We start from the raw sequence: 22,926 nt of genomic DNA, 5'->3' as shown, positions 1-22,926 counted from the left end.
CTAAGCTTGGCTCCGCCAGCGCTGCAAGCCAATCATTAGCAAATGCACTGGCAGGTAGACTATTACGGGCCAGAGCAGCGAGAGTAGAAACAGATAGAGCAACGGGTTGAGGCTGTCCTGGGGTTGGCCGAAGGGCCCATGCACCCAATTGATATTGCGCTCGGCTTCGGTAAGCAGATAGGTCAATGGCACCACAATCCAGGTTAGTAGGGTCTGCCACAGCAGGGCGCGGCGTGCATAGCCAAGCCTGGCTATGCCGATGCCAGCCACCAGCGGCAGTACCACGTGGTAGAGCGACATGGCTCGCGCCATGAGGGGATGCTCCGGGTCAAACATATACTCGGTGCCGCCGATAGGATGCACGCCAGTGAGCGCAGCCGTGGCGACGTCCAGGCTCCATAAACTGCCGACCAGTGCCACCGCTAGCCATTGCATCGACATCAGAGTGCGCTGCTCGCTCCACAGTGCCACCAATAGCAGAAAACTTGCCACATTACACAGCCAAAAGAAGTTCTGCGCTCCCAGCAGCACTACGTAGCTTGGTGCCCAGACCAGGATCCACAGTGTAAAAGCCAGCTTTAACCAGCGTGGCACACCGGCTGCCGAGAAATCGATCATGGCCTTCTCCTGTTCCGTGCACTGCCTTTACTCTAGCAGCTCATCATGAATTGACCTCTCTTGGGCAAGTTGCTAGCTTACGCCCACTCTCAGGTGCTGGCGGTGGATTAAAGCCGCTAGTGAAACGGGAAGTTGGTGAACGCTTTGCGTGATTCCAACGCTGCCCCCGCAACGGTGATCGAGATAAGAACGGCTAAGACGCCACTGTGCTAACGCACGGGAAGGTGGTCGTTCGGAAAGAATGAAGACATCTTTCGCTCGTCAGCCCGGAGACCGGCCCGAGAGTAATGGTTCAACCTGAACCGATATATGCCGAGGCGCGGTGGGTGCTCTCAGGGCGATTAACGGTGGCGCGATGCGATCATACAGCGCGACCGAGACTCCCTTGTTTGATCCTCCGTTCGGTCAAAAAAATGCGCTGTGCGGGTGAGCACACGAGCAAGGGGTCTCACATGAACCACCGTTTCCACACCACCGCCAAACGGGCGGCGTTTAGTATGGCTGCTTTACCGCTAGCCTTTCACATCCAAGCCGAAGCCCAATACGCCGAAACAGCGACCGATTTGGCCACGCTTGATCCTGTCGTCGTTACCGCTGCGTTAGCGCCCCGCACTGCTAATGAAAGCCTCTCTTCCGTTAGCGTGCTGGATGAAGCCACTTTCCGCCGCCAAGACCCCACCAGCCTGACGGATCTTCTGCGCGGCCAGCCGGGCGTTGATGTCACGAGTAACGGCAGCTTTGGCAAAAGTAGCAGCGTTTATCTACGCGGTGCGCCCAGCGATGCCTCCGTGCTAATGATTGACGGTATCCGGCTACGATCCGCCACGGCGGGCGGTGCTGCATTTCAGTACTTGGATCCGCGTATGTTTGATCGTGCGGAAATCGTGCGCGGTCCCCGCGGTAGTCTTTACGGAGCGGATGCCGTCGGCGGCGTGATACAGCTTTTTACCCCTGAGGGTGACGAAGAGGGGCCGCAACCGAGAATGTCAGTCGGCGGTGGTTCATTCAATACCCCGCGGTTAAGCGCAGGCGTTTCAGGGCGCGAGGGGGGCACGCGTTACAGCTTTGCCGCTAGCCATTTCAATACCGATGGCCAGCCCATTCGTCGGGGTGGTGAGGACAAAGGCTACGACAATACCTCAGCGCTAGCCCGCGTTGCGCATACCTTTGAGAGTGGCGCTGAAGTCGGCGTGTTGGCACTGCGCGTTCGTGGTAACAACGAATATGACGGTGGAGAGAATGACTTCGTCCAGCAGGTAGCAGGCGTCTACGCTGAGTTGCCGGTAACCGATATGTGGCAGAGCCGACTGACCCTTAGCGAAGCCCGGGATGAGCTGGACACGCGAGACAATTTTGGCGACTCAATCATCGATACCCGCACGCAAACCGCCCGTTGGCAGAACAACATTCAGTTTGGTGCCCATGAGTTGATCGCTGGCGCTGAAATCAGCGAAGACCGCGTTTCAAGCACCAACGATTTTGACGTTACCAGCCGTGATAACAAAGCAGTGTTTACCCAAGGGTTACTCGACTTTTCGCCGTTCGCCATTCAAGCAAGCCTGCGTTATGACGATAACGAAGCCTATGGTGATGAAGTCACCGGCAGCTTGGCGCTGGGCTACGATCTGGATAACTACCACACGCTGCGTGCCAGTGTAGGTACTGCGTTTAAAGCACCGAGCTTCAATGACCTTTATTGGCCGGATTCGGGTAACCCTGATCTCAATCCGGAAACCTCTGAAACCGTCGAGGTGGGCGTTCGCGGCCAATACAGCCAGTGGTTCTGGGACTTGGCCGCCTTTCAAAACGACTACGACGACATGATTGCCTGGGCGCCAACGTCGAGTGGCTTATGGGCGCCGCAAAACGTTAACAGCGCGCGTATACGCGGGGCTGAGCTGTCAAGCGGCGTAGAGGTCAACGACTGGACACTCCAAGCTGCCTTCACCTACCTGGATCCGGAAGACCGGGCAACCGGCAATCGATTAGCCCGCCGGGCCACTCAAAGTGTGCGATTGGATGCAGATCGGGAACTTGGCGATTGGTCGTTGGGGGGCTCCCTAGTAGCGCAGAGTTACCGTTACGATAACACCACCAATACCCAGCGTTTAGGAGGCTATGGGCTGGTTAACCTGCGCGCTGGCTGGCAGTTTGCGCCACTCTGGAGCGCTCGTGTTACGCTAGAAAATGCCTTTGATAAAGAGTATTCAACCACCCGTGATTACATCAACGCTGGCCGAGCAGGGTTCTTGAGTGTTCACTTTGGCCAATAGAAAAAGTGGTTTTGCGCGCGGGGCCCTGGGCCTCGCACTACTGCTGATGGCGTCCGCTGCCCCGGCACACGAGCACTCGCGCTGCGCAGTGGATGATCGTGACCGTGAGGTCTGTCTGTATAATGCTGCTCAGCGAATAGCCACGCTCTCCCCTGGCGCAACCGAGCTGACCTACGCGGCTGGCGCAGGGGATCAAGTGGTCGCCGTCGTCTCGTATAGCGACTATCCCCCGGAAGCCAAACAAGTGGCGTCAGTGGGCAGCCATACCCGAATTGATTTAGAAAAGCTGGTGGGGCTGGCACCCGATATAGTGATTGGTTGGGTGACGGGTAACCCCGCCGAACAGCTTGAAACCCTTGAAGCCCTGGGCATGCCAGTGTTCTATATCGAGCCCCGCGATGTAGAAGGCGTGGCCAGCACCATTGAGCGCTTGGCAAGGTTGGCAGGCACAGAAACAGTGGGGCAAGCAGTGGCCGACAATTTCCGCAATACCATGAACGCCCTTGAAGAGCGCTATCGAGACCGGGAGCCGGTACCCACGTTTTACCAAGTGTGGGATGAGCCGCTAATGAGCGTTAACGACCAGCACCTGATCGGCCAAGTGGTTGAGATTTGTGGCGGTGAGAATGTGTTTGGCGAACAGGCACGCCTGGTACCGCGTATCGATGACGAAGCCGTGCTGGCAGCGAATCCTGAAGCGATTGTTGCCGGTGGCATGGGGGAAGAGAATCGCCACTGGCTGACGCACTGGGAGCAGTATCCCAACTTGACGGCGGTTGCGGAAGATAACCTCTTTTTTGTGCCGCCTTCACTGATTCAACGGCCCACACCGCGACTGATGGAGGGCACCCAGATCCTCTGTGAGAAGCTCGACATCGCCCGCCAAAAACGTGAGCGCAGTTAATGCTCGCACGCCTGGGCCTCCCGCTTAGTCTGCTATTACTAGCGGCCTTGGCTTCGCTGGTCATCGCCATGGGTGTCGGCAGTGCGCAAATCTCTCCTGCGCAAATTTGGCAGGTGTTGATGGGTGACAGTGTGCAAGGCCAGGGCGATGCCTTGGCGCGTACCATGGTGATCGAGCTGCGCTTGCCCAGAGCGCTCTCGGCTTTTGCCGTGGGCGGTTTGTTGGCGGTAGCGGGGGCGTTGATGCAGGTGTTGCTGCGTAACCCCCTGGCAGACCCTTACGTGCTTGGTCTTTCCGGTGGCGCCTCGATTGGCGCACTGGCGGCCATGCTAGGAGGACTTGGCGGACTGGCGATTTCAGGCTCGGCATTTGGCGGCGCACTGCTCTCGACGTTTTTAGTCTTTGGTTTGGCCCATGGCAGCGGCGGCTGGACGCCTTCGCGGCTGCTGCTCACCGGCGTGGTGGTCGCAGCGGGGTGGGGCGCAGTAATTACACTAATGCTGGCGTTGAGCCCCGCCGAACACCTGCCGGGTATGCTTTACTGGCTCATGGGTGATCTCTCCTATGCGCGTACGCCTTGGCCGCCGCTACTGCTGTTACTGGCTACCTGCGTGGTGCTGATTCCGCTCGGGCGGAGCCTGAATGTGCTGGCCCGTGGCCCGCAGCAAGCCGCCGCGCTGGGCGTTGCGGTCAGACCGCTTGAGTGGTGTATCTATATTGCCGCCAGTCTGCTGACTGCTGCTGCCGTTACTACCGCAGGCAGCATTGGTTTTGTCGGTCTAGTGGTACCTCATATGCTGCGTTTACTGCTAGGCAATGATCAACGGCTGATACTGCCCGCCTGCGCACTGGCGGGTGGCACGCTGTTGGTGCTGGCCGATACCCTGGCGCGCACCATGATCGCCCCGGAACAGTTGCCCGTAGGAGTAATCACCGCGCTATTAGGTGTGCCTACCTTCCTGTTTCTGCTCTACCGGAGCCGCTGATGAGCGTACTGGCTACCCGTAATCTCATCATCGATGTGCCTGGCCGCGAAGGCGGTACGCAGCTTAATATAACCATCGAACCAGGGCAGGTGTGGGGTGTGTTAGGGCCTAACGGTGCGGGAAAAACGACGCTATTACACACCTTAGCTGGCCTGCAAGCGCCACGTTCAGGCAGTGTTCAGCTCAACGATTCAGCGCTTGGCCAACTGCGCCGCCGCCATGTTGCTCAGTGCTTGGGGTTAGTGTTTCAAGATCGCCAGGATGGGTTTCCAGCAACCGTGTTGGAAACCGCGCTGATTGGCCGTCACCCTTATCTATCGCCTTGGCAGATGGAGGGGGCTGAAGACTACGCCCGCGCGGAAGCCGCCCTTGAGCGCCTGGATGTTGCGCACCTGCGTGACCGTCTGGTAAGCACTCTTTCCGGTGGCGAGCGCCAGCGGGTGGCGATTGCCACGGTGCTGACGCAAGCGCCCAATGTGTGGCTAGCGGATGAACCCACCAACCATCTGGATCTTCATCACCAGAGTGCCGTGATGGCGCTAATGGCAGAACAGGCCATTCAGGGGCAGGCGGTCATCATGTGTTTACACGACCTAAACCTTGCTGCCCGCTGGTGCGACCATGTGCTGTTGCTTTATCCCAATGGTGAGGCGTGCTGGGGCCCGCGGGATAGCATGCTGGAGCCCAGTGCGCTGGAAGACCTCTACCGCCAAAAGCTAGCGGTAGTAGAGGTGGATGGTGCACCGGTGTTTGTGCCGATAAAGGGGTGATACTTACTGCTCCAGCTCTTCCCGCCAGGAGTGGCGTGGTTCAAAGCCGACCAGACGACGGGCCTTTTCGATGCAGTAGAAGGTTTCGAATTCGCCCATTTCGCGCTTGATGGGTACGCCGGAGTAGAAGCGCTCTATCACTTGTGCATTGGTCAGGCCCACTGACAGTTCGTTATTGGCGACGTTAAATGCCTGGTAGCCAAGGCCATCCGTTTTCAGGCAGCAATCGACCATCTGGCCCAGGTCGCGAGCGTCGATGTAGGCGAATATATTGCGGCGGCGCAGGGCGGGATCATCCATGTAAGCTGGGAAATCCTGACGGTACTCGTGGGGCTCGATAACGTTGTTGATGCGCAGGCCGTAAATGTCGATGCCCGAGCGCGCCTGGAAGGAGCGTGCCGTTACTTCGTTAACTACCTTACTCATGGCGTAGCTATCTTGAGGCACGGTGGGGTGCTCTTCATCGACGGGCAAGTAGTCGGGTTTTTGCTCGCCATCAGCGAAGCAGACACCGTAGGTGGTCTCGCTAGAGGCGAAGATAACCTTGGGAATGCCCAGCTTGGTGGCGGCATCAAGAATGTTGTAGGTACTTAGGGTATTGATGCGGTAGGTCTCGTTGTCCGGCCGATGCAGAATGGCTGGTATGGCCGCGAAGTGGACTATCGCATCATAACGCGGCACGCCGGTGCCGGGTTCCAGCTCATCGAACCCAGCGTAGGCTTGGCAAGCATTAAACACTTGCCCAGCATCGGTCAGATCGGTTTTCAGAGTAGTAATACCGGGCACATCAGATGCCACCCAGTCCAAATTGGTGACGCGGTGGCCTTGATCGCGAAGATAAGCGGTCGCATGGCGACCAGCTTTGCCACTGCCGCCGGTGAACAGAATACGCATATGAACTCCACCAATGAATAGAATGAGCTACCCCACCTTAGCAAAGAAAAATCCTCACCTCCGAAAATGATTTTGTGTTCTACACTAAAAATGATTCGGAACCTTGTTGATCCGATCGATCATCGTCTGATCCTAACAATAGCGTGTCCACAAAAACGGGAGGTCGTTATGGTCAATCATGTTTGGGGGCTTCTCCATCATCCTGAACGGGAGTGGTATAAGATCAGTGAGGAGCATGAGTCTGTCAGTCATCTCTATGCTCACCATGTCCTGTTACTCGCTGCCGTTCCTGTTGTCTGTGCCCTGATAGGCACCACCCAGGTAGGCTGGACTTATGGTGGTTCGGAAACCTATAAAGTCTCCCTTGCCAACGGTATTGCCTTAGGCGTGGCTTTTTATGCGCTGATGCTAATGGCTGTGGGGGTGGTGGGGAGTGTGATCCATTGGATGGCCCACCGTATTGAGAATCGACCTAGCCGCCGCGACTGTATTATCTTCGCAGGTTATATTGCGACCCCGATGTTCCTCAGCGGCGTTTTTGCGCTATATCCGGTTTTCTGGTTGTGTGTGCTAGGGATGGTGATCGGCCTGCTCTATAGCACCTATCTGCTCTACAAGGGAACGCCCAGCTTTCTGGGAATCAGTCATAAGCAGGGGTTTATTCTGTCGACCACGACGCTGGGTATCGGTGTTTTGGTGCTGGAGGCGCTGCTTGTCGTCGTTGTACTTCTGTGGAGTATGGGCACGGACCACAGCGTGGTTTGGCATTTTTTCCGGTGAATGGGCACTGTAGCGCCGGGGGGGGGGCACGAAAGTTTGCGCTGTCGGTAACCGGGCATTTTTCCTAGCAGACTAGGAGCTAGCTAAATCGCACTGTGAAAACGCATGACTTGCTTGCCATCGACAGGATCATCGATCACATGGGCATATACCCCAAAGGTCTGTTGTAGCCTATTAGGCGTGAGTATGTCTTGGGGGAGGCCGCTATCGATTAGGCGGCCGCCATCCATGACGCCGATGCGGTCACACTCCATGGCTTGGTTAAGATCATGCAGTGAGATAACCACCGTGATCGGTAGTTGCCTGACCAATTCAAGAATCGAAAGCTGGTGGCGAATATCCAGATGATTGGTGGGTTCATCCAACAGCAGAATTTTAGGCTGTTGTGCCAGCGCTCGGGCAATATGCACTCTCTGGCGCTCACCGCCAGAGAGGGTATGCCAAAGGCGATCGGCCATGTGCGCCATATCCACATCTGCCAGCGCCTGTGCCACGATGGCATCATCTTCCGTTGACCAGGGACGCAACGCGGAAAGGAACGGTGTACGACCCAGTGATACCACTTGGTGCACGGTAATGCGGTCGGTAGTGTCCGCCTGCTGTTCCACCAAGGCAACGGATTGTGCGATCGCCCGTTGCTTGAGCGTGTGCAGGGGCTGGCTATCCATCAACACCCGTCCTGCCTTGGGTTTGTTCAATCCCGCCAACAGACGCAGCAGGGAGGTTTTCCCCGAGCCGTTCGGCCCCACCAGTCCAAAGGTCTGGCCGGGCTCGACGGTAAGATTGACGTCAGCAAGCAGTGGCGTGCCGTGTACTGACCACGCAAGCTGTTCAGCCGTTAATCGCATTAAGACCTCTTGCCGCGAACCAGAATCAGCGCAAAAGCGGGCGCGCCGATCAGTGAGGTAATCACCCCGATGGGGAGTACTTGGCCGGAGATCAGCACCCGGGAAAGAATATCCGAACCGATCAAGAACACGGCGCCTGCCAGGGCGGTTGCTGGTACAAGTCGGGTATGGCGGCTCCCCACGATAAAACGCATCGCGTGAGGGATCACCAGGCCAACAAAACCAATCGCCCCCACGATAGACACCATCACGGCCGTGACCAGAGCCATGGCGATAATCAGCATGCCGCGCACTGGGCGCACCGCGATGCCCATGGAGGCGGCGCTGTCGGCACCGAAGGTAAATGCATCCAGGGAGTGCCGGTGCCACAGGCAAACCAGCAGCCCGAACAGCGCAGCAGGCACCGCCAAGGATACATCGGCCCAGCGTACCCCGGATAGATTGCCCATCAGCCAAAACATGATGCCCCGGGCCTGCTCGGCGCTCGCTGACTTGGTAATGATAAAAGCGGTCAGCGCATTGAACAGCTGCGATCCTGCGATGCCCGCCAAAATAATTGCCCCGGCGGCCTGAACGCCGCGCCCGCCACCCACACCGCTGTTGGCTGCATGGGCGAGCATCACCACGATACCAAAGGAGAGCAGGGCGCCAATAAAGGCGCCTAGGGAGAGCGAAAGCGCTCCAGCGCCCACTCCGGCGACTGCCACCGCGACTGCTCCGGTAGAAGCCCCAGCGGAAATACCCATCAAGTAGGGGTCGGCCAGGGGGTTGCGCAGCAGCGCCTGCAGTACGACCCCGGCCAGGGCCAAGCTGGTGCCGCAACAGGCGGCAACCACGGCGCGACTGAGACGATAGTTCCAAATAATGCCCGCGTCGATTCGGTCAACCGGGTAATCCGTTCCTATCAGCTGGTTGGCGAGCACTTTGACAATGGTATCCACGGGAATCGGCGTCTCGCCGATGGCGGTGCCCGCGACCAGTGCCGTCACAAGCACGAGCGGCGTTATCCATAGCCAGCGCAACCCGAAGTGTGCGGAGGAAACCCTCGTTAGCGCTATGCTCATTCGTTAAACGACATATTGGATAGTGCCTCGGCAAGTGATTCAAGGCCGTAAATAGTGCGCATAGTGGCGCTCATGGCGTGGGCGTCCATCTCGACGATACGATTATTTTTAACCGCGTTCATCTCGCGGGTGACCGGGTCACTATGTAAAAACTCACGTTTTGCTTCAATGTCATCGGCAGGGAAGCGGCGGCGATCCATACTGGCGATAACAAGCACATCGGGGTCGGCTCTGGCGATGCTTTCCCAGCCCACCGTGGGCCACTCTTCGTCAGACTCGATGACATTACGAATGCCGAGTTTTTCCATCATATACCCTGGTGCCCCCAGTTGCCCCGCCACGAAAGGGCTAACCCCCAGATCTGTCGATGAAAACCAGAATGCCGCCGACAAGTCTTCCGGTAAATCAAGGCTGCTCGCCAAGTCGATAGCGCGCTGTTCGCGGGCGGTAAGGTCGGCTATCAGCGCCTCGCCAGCGTCCTGAACATCGTAGATCTCGGCTAACTCGGTGATCCCTTTATAGATGGAGTCAGTCGAGAAGGCGGCGGTGCGGGTGCCATCGCCGCCGGTAGAGTTATCCTTGGTGTCGCAATCGGCGGGCATAATATAGGTATTAATACCCAGCTCATGAAACTGCTCACGGGTGGCGACACTGCCGGTGGGGCCCACGTGCCACTCATACTGCACCGCCACCAGATCAGGCCGTTTATTGACCACGGCCTCGAAGCTCGGGTCGTCGTTGGCGATCCGCTCGATCGCTTCATTGGCATCAGCAAACTGGGGAAGAACCGGATTAAACCAAACCGAAGTGCCATTCACTCGATCAGCGAGCCCCAGCGAATAGAGAATCTCCGTAGCTGACTGGCCAACCGTCACCGTTCGCTCCGGGGGGGACGTCACACTGAAGTCAACGCCGCAATTGGTTAGCGTAAGGGGGTAGTCGGTGGAGGCGTAAGCCGCCTGTGCAAGGCCAACAGCGCTCGCGGCGATGGCCATGGTCAATCTCAACATCATGTACACTCCCGTGCATGATGAGCTCCGCATTCGGGCAGAAAATACTGACCGAGCCACTTCGCTCGATGTAAGTAATATATCGGCAGTTCTCCTGACTGACGGGTCATGGCTAGCTCGCCTTCCCAGACTCTGTGTCCAGTGGCATTAAAGAGCATCGCTCGCCGCCTACAGTTGCGGGGGCAGTTCCGGTTCGCGGCAAGCCGCGGCGGATTCTCTATTAAGTTCCGTTGGGAACACCGACACTGGCCATTCTAGGTTGCAGATGGATAGCGAACAACAGAAAGCCTAAGGATCTTATGAGTTCTTGTTTAAAATGATATGTTATAACATTGTATTATGTAGGAGCGTAAAAATCCAACTGTATCCTTAGCGTAAGTGATATATGCCCTCGCAAAGTTAATAGCTTGCAACAAATTGGCCTCGCCGCCGCCCCTTCCTCTATACTGAACACCTTTTCTGTTCCCACTTCTTTATGAATGATTTTATTAACATTTGGCTAGATGCCATGAATCATATTCAAGTTCCATGCTCCCCAGATCAGTTGGCTAGTAGTGATCGGTTAGCGGGCTTGGCCAGCACGGGAGGTGCCGGTGAGTGAGTTCCCCTTTGCTGCGGTGGTCGGCCAGGAGTCGCTGAAGACCGCGCTGCTCCTTAACGCCATTAACCCGCGCATCGGCGGGGTATTGATTAGTGGGCCAAGGGGCAGCGCTAAATCCACCTTAGCTCGGGCGCTGGCCGCCATTCTGCCCAGCGATAGCGAAGGAAAACATGCCCCTTTTGTCACTCTGCCGCTGGGTGCCAGCGAAGACCGGCTGGTTGGCAGTCTGGATCTGCAAAAGGTACTGGCCAATGGCGAAGCTACCTTTCATGCCGGGCTGCTGGCTAAAGCCGACGGCGGGGTGCTCTATGTGGATGAAGTCAATCTGCTACCGGATACCCTGGTTGATTTGCTGCTAGACGTGGCCGCCAGCGGTACCAATATTGTTGAGCGCGATGGCATTAGCCACTCCCACCCGGCGCGCTTTAGCCTGATCGGCACCATGAACCCGGACGAAGGCGAGCTGCGCCCTCAGTTGCTTGACCGCTTTGGCCTCTGCCTTGAACAGGCTGGAACCATAAGCATCGACGAGCGCATTGCCATTGTGCAGCAACGGGAAGCCTTTGACCGCGACCCCACTGGCACGCTCGAACGCGTTGAGGATGCCCAGGCCGCTCTGGCCGGGCGCATTGCTAAAGCGCAGTGCTTGCTCAAAGAGATCACCACCGACACCTGGGTGTATCGAACGATTGCCAACTGCTGTGAAGCCGCGGGCGTTGAAGGCCTGCGGGCAGACGTTACCTGGCACCGCGCCGCCCAGGCCCATGCTGCCTGGCGTGGTGTGGCTAGCGTGGAGCAGCAGGATATCGACACCGTTGAACCCTGGGTGTTGGCTCATCGGCGTACCCAACCGCCTGAGCAGAGCCCGCCATCATCTCCACCTAATGGAACACCTTCGAAAGATGAGAGCGGTTCGTCGTCGGGCAATAACGCATCGACCGCTGGTTCATCCCCACAGAGCGCTGAACAGGGCCAGTGGGGCGCAATGCCTCCCATAGCCCAGGAAGCGATTATCCAGCCAGCGGTGAAATTGCCCGATAGCGAAGATCTTTTTAAGCTGGCCAACCGCACCGATACCACCGCTAGCGCGGGAAAAGGGGGGGCGTTGGGCTGGGGGCGTTCTCAAGTGGCAACTTCACGGCTGGACGGGTTCGCAACGCTGATCGCCAATCGCGGCCAGTGGCCCTGGCAGCAGCTAAAGATGCGCAAGACCCGCGCTGGGCAGGCGACGGCACACCTGGTACTTCTGGATACGTCGGGTTCCACCCTGGGTCAGCGCCTGCTGGGCCAGGCAAAGGGGCTGGTCGAGTCGCTAGTCAGCCAAGCCTACGCCGCGCGGGAGCAGGTCGCGGTGCTGGGGTTTGGCAACGGCGGCGTGGTGCCGATACTCTCTCGCCGCCGAGCGCCCAAAAACGCACGGGGCACTCTGGATAGTGCCAAAGGCGGTGGCGGCACCCCGCTGCGGGAGGCGATTATTGAAGCCAAGCGGCTGATCCGCCAGTGGCAGCGCCGCGAGCCCGGCCTGAAGGTGCGCACCTATCTGATCACCGATGGCCGCACCCGGGAAACCGTTGACGATCTCGCCCCGCTAGCGGACTGCCTGGTGATCGACACCGAACAATCCAAAGTCAAACGCGGGCAGGGCGCACGCATCGCCCAGCAGTTGGGCGCGCGTTACTGGCCGGCCTCGTTTGGCAGACCCTTTATGGCGCATACTGTTTTTGCACATCAACCTGGGAACTTCTCATGAGCGACGCAAGCCATTTAGATCGCATGCAGCGCAAAAAAGACGTGGTCGACGAGCGCATCAGCAAGGCGACGGAAGAGCGGGGCGTGCTGATTCTGCTGAAAGGCAACGGCAAGGGCAAAAGCAGCTCCGCCTTCGGCACCATGGCGCGCTCACTGGGGCACGGCCAGCAGTGCGCGGTGATCCAGTTCATCAAAGGCCGCCGCGAAACCGGCGAGTACCTGTTTTTTCGCGACCATCCCAAGCTCGACTGGCACATCATGGGCCACGGTTTTACCTGGGAAACCCAGAACCGCGAGCGGGATATCGAGGCTGCCCAGGCCGCCTGGGCCGTCGCCCAAGGGCTGCTGGAGAACCCCGCCTATCATATGATCGTGCTGGACGAGATGAGCTATATGTTCAAGTACGGCTATCTCGACCCCGAGCCGGTAGTGGAAGCGCTTAAGCGCCGCCCGGCGCACCAGAACGTCATCATTACCGGGCGCACCATGGCCACGCCGCTTCAGGAAATCGCCGATACCATCAGCATCGTTCAGGATGAGCGCCACGCCTTTCGCGGCGGCGTCAAAGCCCAGGCAGGGATCGAATACTGATGACGACGCCAACCGCTCGCTGCCCCGCGCTGTTTATCGCTGCCCCGGCCTCAGGCCAGGGCAAAACCACCGTCACGGCGGGCCTGGCGCGCCTGCTGCGCAACCAGGGCAAGGTGGTGCGGGTGTTCAAGACCGGCCCGGACTACCTGGATCCGCAGATACTCGCCCAGGCCTCCGGTCAGCCGGTGGATCAACTGGATCTATGGATGGCAGGCGAAGCCTACTGCCGCCAGCGCTTTTATGACGCCGCCTGTGAAGCGGACTTGATCCTGGTGGAAGGCGCCATGGGGCTGTTCGACGGCGAGCCCTCCAGCGCTGATCTGGCGGCCCTGTTTGATATTCCCATGGTGATCGTCATGGATGTAAAAGGCATGGCCCAGACCGCCGCCGCGCTGGTCTCTGGATTGGTCGGCTTTCGCGACGACATCCATATCGCCGGGCTTATCGCCAATGCCTGCGGCTCGGCCCGCCACCGCGAGCTGATCGAAGGGGCGCTGCCAGCGACAATCCCTCTGCTGGCCGCTATGCCCCGCGACCCCGCGCTGTCACTCCCCGAACGCCACCTGGGCCTCGTGCAGGCGGCGGAGATTCGCGAGGATCTGGAAGCCCGTTTTGAAGCCGGTGCTAAAGCGCTGGAAGCGGCTGGGCTGCTTGAATCACTTGCAGCGCTTTCGCCGGTAACTTTTACCGCACCACAAGAACAGCTTGCGGCCGTTAAGCCGTTGCTCAAAGGCCATACCATTGGCGTGGCCCGGGACGCCGCTTTCAGCTTTGTCTATCAGGCCAACCTTGACCTGCTGGAGCAGATGGGCGCGACGCTGCGCTTCTTTTCGCCGCTGACGGATAGCCGCCTGCCCGAATGCGACGCCCTCTGGCTGCCGGGGGGCTACCCGGAGCTTCACGCTCAAACGCTGGCGGATAACGGCGCCATGCGTTCGGCTATTGAGGCTTTCTACCGCGCCGACAAGCCCATTCTGGCCGAGTGTGGCGGGCTGCTGTACTGCCTGGAAACCCTGACCGACTACGACGATATTACTCATACCATGCTGGGCCTGCTGCCCGGGCAGGGGGCCATGCGCGGGCGCCGCGGCTGCCAGGGGATGCAAACCGCCGAGCTGCCGGAAGGCCCGGTTCGCGGCCATGCGCACCACCGCTCCATGGCGGAAGGCACCCTCGAGCCGATTGGCCACGGCCGCCGCCAGCGGCACCCCGCGCCGGGGGAGGCGATTTACCGTCAAAAGCGCCTGACGGCGACCTATTTGCATCTGTTTTTCCCCAATAATCCTGACGCTGTGGCAAGGCTCTTTTCTGCCAGCCCGGCGTACTGCGAACCGCAACACAGCGAGGCATTTACCCATGCAATTGAATAAGATTCCTGCCACGGTCGTGACCGGTTTCCTGGGCAGCGGTAAAACCACGCTGCTGGCCAATATTCTGCGTCAGGTGACCGGCAAGCGGATCGCCGTGATCGTCAATGAGTTCGGCGAACAGGATATCGACTCCAGCCTGCTGCGCAGCTGTGCGCTGGGGTGTGAAGAGGGTAGCGAAGGCGGGCAGCTAGACGGTGAAGACGGCAGCATCTATGAACTGGCCAACGGCTGTATCTGCTGCACCGTGGAAGAAGAATTTCTGCCGGTCATGAAAAAGCTGGTCGCCCGCCGCGACGATATCGACCACATCCTGATCGAAACCAGCGGCCTGGCGCTGCCCAAGCCGCTGGTGCAAGCGTTCAACTGGCCCGACGTCCGCCAGCACTGCACCGTGGATGCGATTATTACCGTGATCGATGGCCCCGCCGTGGCCGCCGGCCGCTATGCCAGCGACGTGGAGAAGGTGGCCGCCCAGCGCCTCGCCGACGAGAGCCTGGATCACGACCCCAGCCTGCGCGAGCTGCTCGATGACCAGCTCAGCGCGGCGGATCTGGTGCTGGTCAGCAAGGCCGACCTGCTCAGCCCGGAAGAGCGCACAAAGGTGGAAGCAGTGATTCAGGCGCGGGTGAGTGCCTCGGTGAAAACGCTATTTATCGATCAGACCCAGACCGCCGACACCACCCAGCTGGAAGCGCTGATGGGCATTGGTGCGGCCAGCGAAAAAAACATCGATAGCATCACCAATCACCACGATAAGCACCACGCCGAAGGCGCTCACCACGACCACGCCCACGATAACTTTGATTCCTGCGTGATCACCCTGGGCGAAGTCGATGGCGACATCCTGGTCGACAAGCTCCAGCAGCTGCTGAAAAGCCACGAGATCTACCGCGCCAAAGGCTTTGCGGCGATCCCCGGTAAACCGATGCGCCGAGTGATCCAAGCGGTGGGCGAGCGCCTGGAAGGCTACTTCGACCGGCTGTGGAGCCAGGACGAGACGCGCCAGACCCAGTTGGTGATCATCGGCAAATCGCTGGACAGCCAACTGCTGCAGGACGAACTTGCCGCGGCTGAAATGAACCCAGAACAGGCGCATACGGCTAGCTAATGCACTTATTTGCCGCCAAGCCCGGAGGCTTTGTCGATGATGAAGGCATCATTGACTTGCAACAGAGCCCCGCCGAGGTCGTGATACTCTCCGCCGCCGATAGCAACCTGTCGGCGCTGGCCCAGGCGGTGGATCGTCTGGGCGAGGCTTACCCCTCGGTGCGACTGGCCAACTGGATGAACCTGGTAAAACCGGCCGCCTATGATCTCTACGAAGATCGGGTGCTGGAAAAGGCTCAACTGGTCATCGTCTCGCTGCTCGGCGGCAAGGCTTACTGGCAGTACGGCCACGAACGCCTGCTGGCCTGGGCGGCGGCGAAACCCGAGCGCCAGCTGATAATGGTGCCGGGCTGCGATGCCCCGGATGATGCCCTGCTGGAAGACTCCACCATCGCCTTCGATGACGCGTACCGCGTGTGGCGCTACCTGCGAGAGGGCGGTACCGATAACGCCGAGCAGCTGCTGCGCTTTGTCGCCAGCGAGTGTATGGACAGCCAGTTTATAGATAGCCAACTGGGCGACTGGCAGGAGCCCAAAGTCATTCCGCCAGCGGTGATTTATGCGTCCCAGGAGCAGCAGGCGTCCAGCCTCAGCGAGTGGCGCGATCGCCAGGTGCCCGGGCGGCCGGTGTGTCTGCTGCTGTTTTATCGCAGCCATTTGCAGGGGGCGAACACCGCCGTACCCGACGGCTTGCTGGCAGCACTTAAAGACCAGGGGCTTGAGCCGTTGGCGGTGGCCGTGGCGTCCTTGAAAGAAGGGCCGTGCATCGACTTTATCAATCACCTGATTGAGCAGACCGGCGCCATGCTGGTGATCAATACCACCAGCTTTGCGGTCAACCGCAACGCCGACGGGCTGGATGCCCTGGGTGAGGAATTACCCGACAACCTCTTTGTGGGGCGTCCGGTCGTGCTCCAGGCGATTCTTGCCAGCAGCACCTCTGAAGACTGGCAGGGCATGGCCGCCGGGCTGCATAGTCGCGATGTGGCCATGCAGGTAGTGCTTCCCGAGATGGATGGCCGCGTCATCACGCGGGCGGTGGGCTTTAAAGCCGAGGCCCACTACAACCCGCGCTGCCAGCTGGCGGTGACCCACCACGTGATCCACCCGGAGCGGGCCGCTTTTGTGGCCGAGCTGGCGCGGCGCATTTGTTCGCTGCGGCTGACCCCCAACGGCCAGAAGCGTGTTGCGCTGATCATGGCCAACTATCCCAATCGCGATGGCCGGATCGGTAACGGGGTCGGGCTGGATACCCCCGCGTCGACGCTGCAGATTTTAAGCGCATTGAAAGAGGCGGGTTACCCCCTCAGCGAGCTGCCGGAAAATGGCGATGAATTGATCCGCCAGCTTCAGGGGGCGGTGACCAACGATCACGGCAGCCTCGACCAGCGAGCCTGCTGGCAGAGCATCAGTGTTGACGACTACCTGGCCTGGTTTCAAACCCTGCCCACCGAGCTGCAGGAAACCGTATGGACGCGCTGGGGCGCGCCTCACGAAGACCCCAAATGCCGCCAGGGGCGGCTGATGATCGCGGGTATTCGTTTGGGTGAGACCTTTGTGGGTATCCAGCCGGAACGCGACTTTATCGACGATCTCACCCAGTCCTACCACGATATGGAGCTGGCGCCGCCCCACAGCTACCTGGCGTTTTACTACTGGCTGCGCGCGCACTACCAGGTCGATGCGGTCATCCATGTGGGCAAGCACGGCAACCTGGAGTGGCTGCCGGGCAAAAGCATCGCCTTGAGCGCCGACTGCTGGCCGGATATTGCCCTGGGGCCGCTGCCGCACTTTTATCCGTTTATCGTCAACGACCCCGGCGAGGGCGCCCAGGCCAAGCGCCGCAGTCAGGCGGTGATTATCGACCACCTGATGCCGCCCCTGGCGCGGGCCGAACTGTACGGCCCCATGGCCGAGCTTGAAGCGCTCACCGACGAATATTATCAAGCGCTGGATATGGATCCCCGCCGGGAAGCGCTAATACGCAGCCAGATTCTCGCCCACCTGCGTGATACCGGCATTGATCAGGAACTGTCCCACGTGGCAAGCGGTGAATGTGAGGCCGAGATTCTCAACGCGCTGGATACCTTTCTGTGCGACATCAAGGAATCACAGATCCGTCACGGCTTGCACATATTCGGCACGCTGCCGCCGGAAGAGAAGCGGGCGGGCACTTTGGTGGCGCTGTTGCGACTACCCCGGGGCGAAGCGGTGGCAAGCCGCGGCCTGCTGCACAACCTGGCCAGCGATTTAGGCTTGGATTTTGATCCGTTAGCCGCGGGCAACGAGCCCTGGCAGGGGCCTGAGCCGACCATTTTAAGCCAACAGCTCGATACCCCCTGGCGCATCGGGGCGGATGCACGCGAACGCCTGGAGCTGCTGGCCGAACGCTGGGTGGCCGACTACGTATTGGCAGACGGCTGCCTGGATGACCTCGCCCAGGATTACCCCGCTACGGCAGCGCAGCTGCGCTACGCCCGCGACCAGCTATGGGTCACCATGCAGCGCGGCGTCAAGATGGAGATTCAGTCGCTGCTCGACGGCCTGGAAGGCATCTTCGTGCCCGCCGGGCCCAGCGGTGCGCCCAGCCGGGGGCGGCTGGATACGCTACCCACCGGGCGCAACTTTTTCAGCGTGGATAACCGCTCGATTCCATCGCCGGCCGCCTGGACGCTAGGCGAAAAATCCGCTCAGGCGTTTGTCGAACGCTATCTACAGGATCACGGCGACTACCCGCGGCGGCTGGGGCTATCCATCTGGGGCACCGCCACCATGCGCACCGGCGGCGATGACATCGCCCAAGCCTTCGCGTTGATGGGCGTGCGGCCCATCTGGTCGCTGGGTTCCCAGCGGGTGAGCGACTTTGAAGTGATCCCCTCGATGCTGCTCAATCGCCCACGGGTCGACGTTACGCTGCGGGTGTCCGGGTTCTTCCGCGACGCCTTCCCCAACGTGATTCGGCTGTTTGACGCCGCGGTGCAGGCGGTGGCGCGCTATGAAGAGCCGGGCAACAGCAACACCATCCGCGAGGCGGTGCTTTCCCGCCAGCAAGCACTGGAAGAGCAGGGGCTAAGCCCCGAGATGGCCGCCCAGGAGGCGAGCTACCGTATCTTTGGCAGCAAGCCCGGCGAATACGGCGCGGGCCTCAACCGGTTGATTGAAAACCGCTCTTGGGACAGCGCCGACGATTTAGCCGAGGCCTACATGGAGACAGGCGCCTACGCCTACGGTCAGTTTAAGGCCTCCGGCACCGCCGCGCGGGCGGCGTTCGAGCAGCAGCTACAGGGGCTGGATGCGGTGATGCAAAACCAGGATAACCGTGAGCATGATATCCTCGATTCCAACAGCTACTACGCCTTCCAGGGCGGTATGGCCAACGCCACCCGCTCGCTAAGCGGGAAGGCGCCGGAGATTTACCACGCCGACCACGCCAATCCCGCGATGCCCAAGATCCGCACCCTGAAAGAAGAACTGGCGAAGGTGATTCGCTCACGCGTGTTGAACCCCAAATGGATCAACGCCATGCGTGAGCACGGCTACAAAGGCGCCTTTGAGATGGCCGCCACGGTGGACTATCTGTTTGCCTACGACGCCACCACCGACCTGATTGCCGACTACCAGTACGCCCAGGTGAGCGACGCCCTGGTGCTCGATAAAGCCAATCAGCAGTTCCTGCGCGAGCACAACCCGGCCGCCCTGGAAGAGATGGCCGAGCGATTACTCGAAGCCGCCCAGCGGGGCATGTGGCAAGCCCCCGGCGAGCACGGCCAGGCGCTTCAGGATCTGCTGCTGGAAATGGACGAAGCCAAAGAGACCAACGGTCATGTCGCCCAGCCCGCGCATTAAAGGCTGGTGCCCCGGCGCGTGGCGCCCCATGGCCACCGGTGACGGTCTGCTGGTACGCGTGCGCCCACCGCTGGGCCAGCTTTCGCGGGAACAGGTATTGGCACTGTGCGAAGCCGCCGAAACCTACGGCAGCGGTTTGATCGAGCTGACCAGCCGGGCCAATCTGCAACTGCGTGGGGTGACCGACGAAAGCTGGCCGCCGCTGATGGCGTTTCTGGTCGAGCATCAGTTGGTGAGCGACGACCCGGAAGCAGAACGTCAGCCGCAGCTGATGCTGGCGCCCGCCTGGCAAAAGGGCGATGACACCCCTACCATTGCCCGCTTGTTGCAGGCGCGGGGTAGCGAATTAGCCGCCATGCCCGGCAAGGTCGGCATCGCCATCGATGCGGGAAATGCGCCGGTGCTTGGCGACAGCGCCGCTGATTTTCGAATTGAGCGCTCCACGGAAGGCGGCCTGATGGTGCGCCCCGATGGCTACGCGCAAGGCACGGCGGTGAACAATACCGAGGCCGCCGTCGAGCAACTGATACGCCTTACCCACTGGTTCGTAGATACCGGCGGCTGGGAGTCAGGCCGCATGCGGCGGCATACAGCACCGCTGCCCGATTGGGCGCCGGCTGATACCGCCCCTGCACCCCCCGGTGAGAAGCTGGCGCTGGGCGAACATCGCGAGGGCATGGTGGTTGGCCTGCCTTTTGGCCGGGTAGCGGCTGATACACTGCGCGAGGCGGTCTCCCCGGTAAGTGGCTCTCTAACAAGTGCCTCGTTAGTAAATATCAGTGCTGTGCAGGTTACCCCCTGGCGGCGCCTGTTGTTGCAGGATTGCGATACACTACCCGCGATTGATGGCTTGATCCGTCATAATAGTGACCCGCGGCTAGCGATGAACGCCTGCCCCGGCGCGCCCTATTGCGAACAGGCGAGTGTCGCCACCCAGCCGCTTGCCGAGAAGCTAAACGGCTGGGTGGAAGGAACCGTGCATATATCCGGCTGCGCTAAAGGCTGCGCCCGCCAACGACCGGCAGCGCTGTGTCTTACCGGCCGCGATGGTCGCTTTGACGTGATAATCAATGGCCGCGCCGATAGCGCACCGGTTAAGTCAGGCCTCACTGAGAATGAGGCGTTGGATGTTATTAAAAAGCTCAGCGAAAGCCGTTAGGTTTAGCGATATTAAAAAAAATAGTGGCTTATATGCTGGATAGCTGAGTGCCAGGGCAGGTTGTAGCGAGGGTCTTTCGACAGGCCGGAAAATGTTCCCGACATCTCCGGCATTTCCGCCATCCATGGCGGTCAGATGTCGAAAGTAGCGCCCACGGATGAGTTCACAGCGCCCTCGCGGAAACCTGCCCTGGCACGGATGCCTTGCAGACCAGTAACTGCGAATTAGTTTATTTGGAGAGTTTGGGTGCCCTATAAGTATGAAACCAGTGGCCCGGCGATTTACCGGGAGTCGTTTGCGATTATTCGCAGTGAAGCCGAGCTTGGCCGCTTTTCAGTGGAAGAAGAGACCGTGGCGGTGCGCATGATTCACGCCGCCGGGCTGGTGGAATTGGCCGCGCATATTCATTTTCAAAACGACGTGGTCAATAAGGCCCGTGCCGCGTTAGAGCAGGGCGCACCGATCCTCTGTGATGCTCGAATGGTCTCGGAAGGCATCACCCGCAAACGGCTGCCCGCTGACAACGAGATCATCTGCACCCTCAACGATGAGCGCACGCCCGGCCTTGCCCAGGAAATGGCCAACACCCGCTCGGCGGCGGCGCTGGAACTCTGGCGGCCCCACCTGGAAGGCGCCGTGGTCGCCATTGGCAACGCGCCCACCGCGCTGTTTCACCTGCTCAATATGCTCGAAGACCCGGCGTGCCCGCGCCCGGCGGCGATTATCGGCTGCCCGGTCGGCTTTGTCGGCGCGGCGGAATCCAAGGAAGCGCTGTTGGCTAACCCGGCACTGCCCAGCTGTATCGTCCGCGGGCGTCTGGGCGGCAGCGCCGTCACGGTGGCGGCCATCAACGCCATGGCGGATCGCATCGAATGACCCAGGGAACTGTATACGGCGTTGGCCTGGGGCCAGGCAGCCAAGACTTGATGAGCGTGCGCGCTGACCGCCTGATACGCGGGGCGACCCACGTGGCGTATTTCCGTAAAAAGGGCCGCTGCGGCCATGCGCGCACCATCGTGGAGGGCATGATCCCGCCCGGCGCCATCGAGCTGCCCATGGAATACCCGGTCACCACGGAAATTCCCTTTGACGACCCGCGCTACAATGAGCTGCTGGCGGCTTTTTACGAACGCAGCGTGGCCCAGCTGATCGAGATGGCCGAGGCCGGGTGCGATGTGGTGGTGCTGTGTGAAGGCGACCCGTTTTTCTATGGCTCCTTCATGCACCTCTACACGCGACTGCTGAATCGCGTGCCCGTCTCGGTGGTGCCGGGGATTACCGGGATGTCAGCGGCTTGGACTGCTACCGACCAGCCGATTACCTGGGGCGATGACATCCTGACCGTGCTGATGGCCACCCTCCCCGAAGACGCGTTGGCCGAGCGCATCGCCCAAACCGATGCGCTGGTGGTGATGAAGATTGGCCGCAACCTGGCCAAGCTGCGCCGGGCTCTGGTTCACGCTGGCCGCGAAGGCGAAGCCTGGCTGATCGAGTACGCCGCCATGTCGCAACAAAGAGTGCTGCCATTAAGTGAGGTTGGCGAGAGCGTGCCGTACTTCTCGATTGTGCTGATCCATGGCCACGGGAGGCGGCCATGAGCGGCTGGCTGAAAATCGTCGGCCTGGGGCCGGGCTCAGAGGCCATGATTACCCCCGAGGTCACGGCCGCGCTGCTGGAAACCACCGACGTGGTGGGCTATGTGCCCTACGTTAACCGGGTGGCGCCGCGCTCTGGATTAGTCCGCCACGGCTCGGATAACCGCGAAGAGATCCGCCGGGCGGAGCAAGCGCTAGAGTTAGCGCTTGAGGGCCATAAGGTTGTGGTGGTCTCTTCCGGCGACCCCGGCGTCTTTGCCATGGCAGCGGCGGTGTTTGAGGCTTTAGAAGCGGGCGATGCCCAGTGGCGCACGCTGGATATTCAGGTACTGCCGGGCATTTCCGCCATGCTGGCCGCCAGCGCAAGCGTCGGCGCGCCGCTGGGGCACGACTTCTGCTGCATTAATCTATCCGACAACCTCAAGCCCTGGGCGCTAATTGAAAAACGCCTGCGCCTGGCCGCCGAGGCCGACTTCGCCATGGCGTTTTACAACCCACGCTCCAAGGCGCGCCCGGCGGGCTTCGAGCGCACGCTGGACGTACTGCGGGAAGCCTGTGGTCTGGATCGATTGATCATCTTCGCCCGGGCGGTGTCCACGCCGGAAGAGTCGATTCGCGTCACCACCCTAGGCGAGGCGACGCCGGACATGGCCGATATGCGGACCCTGGTCATCGTCGGCTCACAGCAGACGCGCTTGATCGAGCGAGCAGGAGCACCGCTGGTTTATACGCCGCGCTCGACTGATTAAGCGTATTGAAGA

General features: G+C 60.1%; 19 protein-coding genes and 2 riboswitches. Of the genes, 14 read left to right on the top strand and 5 right to left on the bottom strand.

Annotation, left to right across the window (positions count from 1 at the left end; all coding sequences use genetic code 11):
- A complete protein-coding gene (locus YERSI8AC_RS14095; protein WP_159176940.1) occupies window positions 1-618 on the bottom strand; it encodes a hypothetical protein in 618 nt (205 codons plus the stop codon).
- A gap of 74 nt (window positions 619-692) precedes the next feature.
- Window positions 693-914: riboswitch (cobalamin riboswitch) on the top strand.
- A 156-nt stretch (window positions 915-1,070) separates the two neighbouring features.
- Here YERSI8AC_RS14095 and YERSI8AC_RS14090 point away from each other — a divergent pair.
- The 4 genes from YERSI8AC_RS14090 to YERSI8AC_RS14075 are packed head-to-tail and all read left to right on the top strand — an operon-like array spanning window position 1,071 to window position 5,551.
- Window positions 1,071-2,891, top strand: a complete 1,821-nt coding sequence (locus YERSI8AC_RS14090; RefSeq protein ID WP_159176939.1) for a TonB-dependent receptor domain-containing protein — start codon at window positions 1,071-1,073, stop codon at window positions 2,889-2,891.
- Between the two features lie 46 nt (window positions 2,892-2,937).
- Complete coding sequence (locus YERSI8AC_RS14085) at window positions 2,938-3,795, top strand: cobalamin-binding protein (RefSeq protein WP_236557456.1); 858 nt, start codon at window positions 2,938-2,940, stop codon at window positions 3,793-3,795.
- Complete coding sequence (locus YERSI8AC_RS14080; protein WP_159176937.1) at window positions 3,795-4,781, top strand: FecCD family ABC transporter permease; 987 nt, start codon at window positions 3,795-3,797, stop codon at window positions 4,779-4,781. Before YERSI8AC_RS14085 ends, YERSI8AC_RS14080 begins: the two co-directional genes overlap by 1 nt.
- Complete coding sequence (locus YERSI8AC_RS14075) at window positions 4,781-5,551, top strand: ABC transporter ATP-binding protein (RefSeq protein ID WP_159176936.1); 771 nt, start codon at window positions 4,781-4,783, stop codon at window positions 5,549-5,551. Before YERSI8AC_RS14080 ends, YERSI8AC_RS14075 begins: the two co-directional genes overlap by 1 nt.
- Before the next feature lie 3 nt (window positions 5,552-5,554).
- On the opposite strand, the gene YERSI8AC_RS14070 is transcribed toward YERSI8AC_RS14075, so the two are convergent.
- Entirely contained in the window at window positions 5,555-6,445 is an 891-nt protein-coding gene (locus YERSI8AC_RS14070; protein ID WP_159176935.1) for an NAD-dependent epimerase/dehydratase family protein, read from the bottom strand.
- A gap of 168 nt (window positions 6,446-6,613) precedes the next feature.
- On the opposite strand from YERSI8AC_RS14070, the gene YERSI8AC_RS14065 reads away from it, so the two are divergent.
- A complete protein-coding gene (locus YERSI8AC_RS14065) occupies window positions 6,614-7,225 on the top strand; it encodes a Yip1 family protein (protein WP_159176934.1) in 612 nt (203 codons plus the stop codon).
- Between the two features lie 83 nt (window positions 7,226-7,308).
- Here the strand turns inward: YERSI8AC_RS14065 and YERSI8AC_RS14060 are convergent, their stop codons facing one another.
- Genes YERSI8AC_RS14060 through YERSI8AC_RS14050 form a run of 3 tightly spaced genes read right to left on the bottom strand, consistent with a single transcriptional unit; the run spans window position 7,309 to window position 10,150 of the window.
- Window positions 7,309-8,073, bottom strand: a complete 765-nt coding sequence (locus YERSI8AC_RS14060; RefSeq protein WP_159176933.1) for an ABC transporter ATP-binding protein — start codon at window positions 8,071-8,073, stop codon at window positions 7,309-7,311.
- Window positions 8,073-9,137 carry a FecCD family ABC transporter permease gene (locus YERSI8AC_RS14055; RefSeq protein ID WP_159176932.1) on the bottom strand — a complete coding sequence of 355 codons (1,065 nt, stop codon included), beginning with the start codon at window positions 9,135-9,137 and terminating at the stop codon, window positions 8,073-8,075. The genes YERSI8AC_RS14060 and YERSI8AC_RS14055 overlap by 1 nt, the downstream gene beginning before the upstream one ends.
- Complete coding sequence (locus YERSI8AC_RS14050) at window positions 9,134-10,150, bottom strand: ABC transporter substrate-binding protein (RefSeq protein ID WP_159176931.1); 1,017 nt, start codon at window positions 10,148-10,150, stop codon at window positions 9,134-9,136. The genes YERSI8AC_RS14055 and YERSI8AC_RS14050 overlap by 4 nt, the downstream gene beginning before the upstream one ends.
- 64 nt (window positions 10,151-10,214) lie before the next feature.
- Window positions 10,215-10,406: riboswitch (cobalamin riboswitch) on the bottom strand.
- A 334-nt stretch (window positions 10,407-10,740) separates the two neighbouring features.
- Here YERSI8AC_RS14050 and YERSI8AC_RS14045 point away from each other — a divergent pair.
- From YERSI8AC_RS14045 to cobJ, 9 genes are all read left to right on the top strand, one after another.
- Window positions 10,741-12,498, top strand: coding sequence for an AAA family ATPase (locus YERSI8AC_RS14045; RefSeq protein WP_159176930.1), 1,758 nt, complete (start codon window positions 10,741-10,743; stop codon window positions 12,496-12,498).
- A complete protein-coding gene (gene cobO / locus YERSI8AC_RS14040) occupies window positions 12,495-13,088 on the top strand; it encodes a cob(I)yrinic acid a,c-diamide adenosyltransferase (RefSeq protein WP_159176929.1) in 594 nt (197 codons plus the stop codon). Before YERSI8AC_RS14045 ends, cobO begins: the two co-directional genes overlap by 4 nt.
- Window positions 13,088-14,458, top strand: coding sequence for a cobyrinate a,c-diamide synthase (locus YERSI8AC_RS14035; protein WP_039859159.1), 1,371 nt, complete (start codon window positions 13,088-13,090; stop codon window positions 14,456-14,458). Before cobO ends, YERSI8AC_RS14035 begins: the two co-directional genes overlap by 1 nt.
- A complete protein-coding gene (cobW, locus tag YERSI8AC_RS14030; protein ID WP_159176928.1) occupies window positions 14,445-15,566 on the top strand; it encodes a cobalamin biosynthesis protein CobW in 1,122 nt (373 codons plus the stop codon). The genes YERSI8AC_RS14035 and cobW overlap by 14 nt, the downstream gene beginning before the upstream one ends.
- Window positions 15,566-19,411 carry a cobaltochelatase subunit CobN gene (gene cobN, locus YERSI8AC_RS14025; protein WP_159176927.1) on the top strand — a complete coding sequence of 1,282 codons (3,846 nt, stop codon included), beginning with the start codon at window positions 15,566-15,568 and terminating at the stop codon, window positions 19,409-19,411. Before cobW ends, cobN begins: the two co-directional genes overlap by 1 nt.
- Window positions 19,389-20,570: a cobalamin biosynthesis protein CobG gene (locus tag YERSI8AC_RS14020; RefSeq protein WP_159176926.1), complete on the top strand. Its 1,182-nt coding sequence runs from the start codon at window positions 19,389-19,391 to the stop codon at window positions 20,568-20,570. Before cobN ends, YERSI8AC_RS14020 begins: the two co-directional genes overlap by 23 nt.
- A 246-nt stretch (window positions 20,571-20,816) precedes the next feature.
- Window positions 20,817-21,446 (top strand): precorrin-8X methylmutase, encoded by a 630-nt coding sequence (locus YERSI8AC_RS14015; RefSeq protein ID WP_159176925.1) that lies wholly within the window; start codon window positions 20,817-20,819, stop codon window positions 21,444-21,446.
- Window positions 21,443-22,168 (top strand): precorrin-2 C(20)-methyltransferase, encoded by a 726-nt coding sequence (gene cobI, locus YERSI8AC_RS14010; protein WP_159176924.1) that lies wholly within the window; start codon window positions 21,443-21,445, stop codon window positions 22,166-22,168. Before YERSI8AC_RS14015 ends, cobI begins: the two co-directional genes overlap by 4 nt.
- Entirely contained in the window at window positions 22,165-22,914 is a 750-nt protein-coding gene (gene cobJ, locus YERSI8AC_RS14005; protein ID WP_159176923.1) for a precorrin-3B C(17)-methyltransferase, read from the top strand. The genes cobI and cobJ overlap by 4 nt, the downstream gene beginning before the upstream one ends.
- Window positions 22,915-22,926: the final 12 nt, after the last annotated feature.

The sequence above is a fragment of the Halomonas sp. 113 genome (assembly GCF_904067645.1).
GTDB classification, from domain to species: Bacteria; Pseudomonadota; Gammaproteobacteria; order Pseudomonadales; family Halomonadaceae; genus Vreelandella; species Vreelandella titanicae.
This window is presented reverse-complemented; position numbering and strand designations above follow the sequence as displayed.